Genomic DNA, 2976 nt, shown 5'->3' with positions numbered 1-2976 from the left:
AACCACTTCCATACTCTTTCAATTTGACCGGCGCTTGCGCGGCGGTCTTTTTGTTTTGCTCTCTTTCGCCTCCTACTAAGGTTGCAAACTTTCCTCAATTCCCTGTTGACTTTTTATTTGCAGACTTTATTGTAAAGTACCCGGCACAGATATATAATAAACTGTGTAAATTCAAAATTTATATACTTTAAGTTTTGCAAATTTTCTGTGATGGGTTGGCTTATTAAATAAACTTTTTAAGGTGGGGGAATAGATATGTTGGTTTGTACTTTTGCGGGACACAGGGAAGTCTTTGGCCTCGGACAGTCGCGGGTGGTTGAGATATTGGAAAGGCTGCTGGAAGCGGAACAGGAAATGACTTGCTATGTGGGCGGCAAGGGAGAGTTTGACGCCCTTTGCGCCAGCGCGGTTCGCACTCTAAAGCACCGGCACCCGGACAAGGCAATCTCACTGGTTCTGGTGCTGCCCTACATGGAGCAGCGGCTAAACACAGATAAGGAATACTACGAAAGCCGCTTTGACGAAATCCTGATCCCCATTGAGCTTGCAGGCATCCACTATAAACAGGCGATCACTGCCTGCAATCGCTGGATGGTAGACCGGGCGGATTGCTTAATTGCTATGGTATGGCGGGATCACGGCGGGGCCTATCAAACACTGAAATATGCGGAACGCTGCTGCAAACGGATTTTCCGGGTCGGACACGAAAAATAAGCGCCGGACGTGGGGGATGCCCCGCGCCCGGCGCTTTGCTTGACGAAACTATTTATTCTTCAATAGGTGGTTCACAATCCTTTAGGAAAAACCTCAATGACATAACAGTGGTCGTAATTTTATATTTTGCTTCTGTATCGACTTCATCGGCCAAGCCTTCCATCATTTTTTCAATATCGCCAACTTTAACTTTTGCCATTTTTGCTATCGTAGCTTTAGATAAGTGATGGTAGGATATAAGCACTTCCAAAAAGGCACTTGCTTTCAAATCGGCTTCTTCACAAGTAATGACGTAGAGAAACATGATCTTATCTATTATCGTGTGTTTCCCTAAAACACATTGCAAATTTCCGTTGGCAATATCATTGATCTGCTCCACAGATAACCCTAAATATTTTGCAAGGGTATTTACATTACCGTAACTGCTGCGGGGAAATGTTCAATCGCTCTGCAAGGATGCGCCGGTCGCCGGACGCCTGATTGAGCAGGCAAATGAAGTCGCTGTTTTCCAGAATGTTTTCGATCTCCGGGGAAGAAAGCAGGTCTTTGACGTTCTGGGTGGCACCTGTCGGGATGCCGCCCCATTTTCTGAACCGCTTCCAAATCTCACAGGAGAAAGCGGCTGTCTGTTCCTCTCGCAGAAGCAAATGGAACTCGTCGCAGAAATACCACGTTGCCTTGCCTTGGCTGCGGTTTTGGGTCACACGGCCCCAAATCTGGTCTTGGACAATGAGCATCCCCAGCTTTTTGAGTTGTTTGCCCAGCTCTTTAATGTCGAAGGCCACAATGCGGTTCTCGATGTTGACATTGGTGCGGTGATTAAAGACGTTCAGGCTGCCGTTTACATACAGGTCAAGGGCCTGCGCCACACGGTCGGCCTCCGGGATATGCTGGTCTAACAGAGCTTGATGCAGGTCGGACAGGATCGGCATATTCTCCGGGCGGGGGTCTGCCAGATAGGGCCGGTAGATCACCTGCACAGCACGGTCAATGACCGTCTTTTCAATGGCTTCCAGCCCGTTCTTGCCACCCATGACAAGCTCACAGAACGACAGCACAAAGTCGGATTTCAGCGCCAGCGGGTTTTCGTCCTCGCTGTAATTCAGGTTGATGTCCAGCGGGTTCACATAGGATTTGCTGGTAGGCGACAGCTTCACCACTTGGCCGTGGAGCCGCTTCACAAGGGGGTAATATTCCGCCTCTGGATCGCAGATATATACATCGTCCGGCGTACAAAGGAATACGCTGACGATCTCGGATTTGCAGCTCATAGACTTGCCGGAACCGGGAGTACCCAGCTTCAAGCCGTTGGGACACCGCGCCCGTTTTCTGTCCAGCATAATCATGTTGCCGGTCTTGGCATTGACGCCGTAATACATGGCGTCGCCGCCCATGAAAAGCTCCTGCGTCACGAAAGGAACGAACACGGCCACGCTGGAAGTCGTCAGGGAACGCTCGATTTTGATGTGGTTGGCCCCCAGCGGCAGGCTGCTCATAAGGCCCTGTTCCTGCTGGTAGTCCAAACGGACAAGGGAACAGTTGTATTTCTGCGCCACACCTGCGGCCCAAAACACATCGTTCTCCAACTTCTGCCGGGTGTCGGCGGTGTTCATCACCAGAAAAGTGATCTGAAACATCCTCTCATTCCGGCTTTGCAGGGTTTTCAAAAGCTCCTTGGCGTCCTGTCCGTAGGTGGCAAGGTCGCTGGGCAGAATGTCCATGTCGTAGCCGCTGCGGACAGCTCGTTTCTGTTCCTGTATCTTCATGGCGTCAAGGTCGGTGATCTTGCGCTTTACCGTCTTGATGGCCTCGCTTTGGTCGATGGCCTGCACATGGAGATTGACGACAATGCCGTTTTCCGTGTTGAGGAAGTCGGCCAGCATTTCGTCCGACAGCTCCGGGGACAGGATGTTTAAGAAGCTCACAGCCCCATACTTGCCGCCCAGCCCGAACATCCGGGAATTGCCGAAGCGGAACGAGGACGGGGCGATAAAATCTTTGGTGGAGAGGCCGGACGGGGCCAGCCATTTCCATTCAAACTGAAACGGCTCGGCGTCGGGGTGGAGTACCCCATGCAGCACTTCCAGACGTTCCTTGGCGTCCAGCACATGAGCCACGGCCCCCATCGTCTTGAAATATATCAAAGCCGTTGGCGGTATCAAGGTTGTCATTTGCCGCAATAAAGCGTACATGGTACTCGTCAAAGGTGCGCTTCAAAAGCCCCACTTCGACAACATCACGGCCAATCCTGCTTTGGTCTTT

2 protein-coding genes and 1 pseudogene are annotated in these 2976 nt (G+C 51.1%); 1 reads left to right on the top strand and 2 read right to left on the bottom strand.

Annotated elements, in window-relative coordinates; translation table 11 throughout:
- The first annotated feature begins 324 nt into the window (after positions 1 to 324).
- The gene (locus E0E41_RS18350) at positions 325 to 714 is read left to right on the top strand and encodes a DUF1273 domain-containing protein (RefSeq protein WP_242623882.1); all 390 of its coding nucleotides are present in this window, start codon (positions 325 to 327) and stop codon (positions 712 to 714) included.
- Positions 715 to 766: 52 nt separating this feature from the next.
- Here the strand turns inward: E0E41_RS18350 and E0E41_RS18345 are convergent.
- A pseudogene (locus tag E0E41_RS18345) lies at positions 767 to 1117 on the bottom strand (HTH domain-containing protein); the annotation flags it as partial.
- A gap of 10 nt (positions 1118 to 1127) precedes the next feature.
- Complete coding sequence (locus tag E0E41_RS18340; protein ID WP_438819476.1) at positions 1128 to 2906, bottom strand: VirB4-like conjugal transfer ATPase, CD1110 family; 1779 nt, start codon at positions 2904 to 2906, stop codon at positions 1128 to 1130.
- Positions 2907 to 2976 lie beyond the last annotated feature (70 nt).

This window comes from Intestinimonas massiliensis (ex Afouda et al. 2020) (assembly GCF_900626285.1).
GTDB lineage: Bacteria > Bacillota > Clostridia > Oscillospirales > Oscillospiraceae > Flavonifractor > Flavonifractor massiliensis_A.
This window is presented reverse-complemented; position numbering and strand designations above follow the sequence as displayed.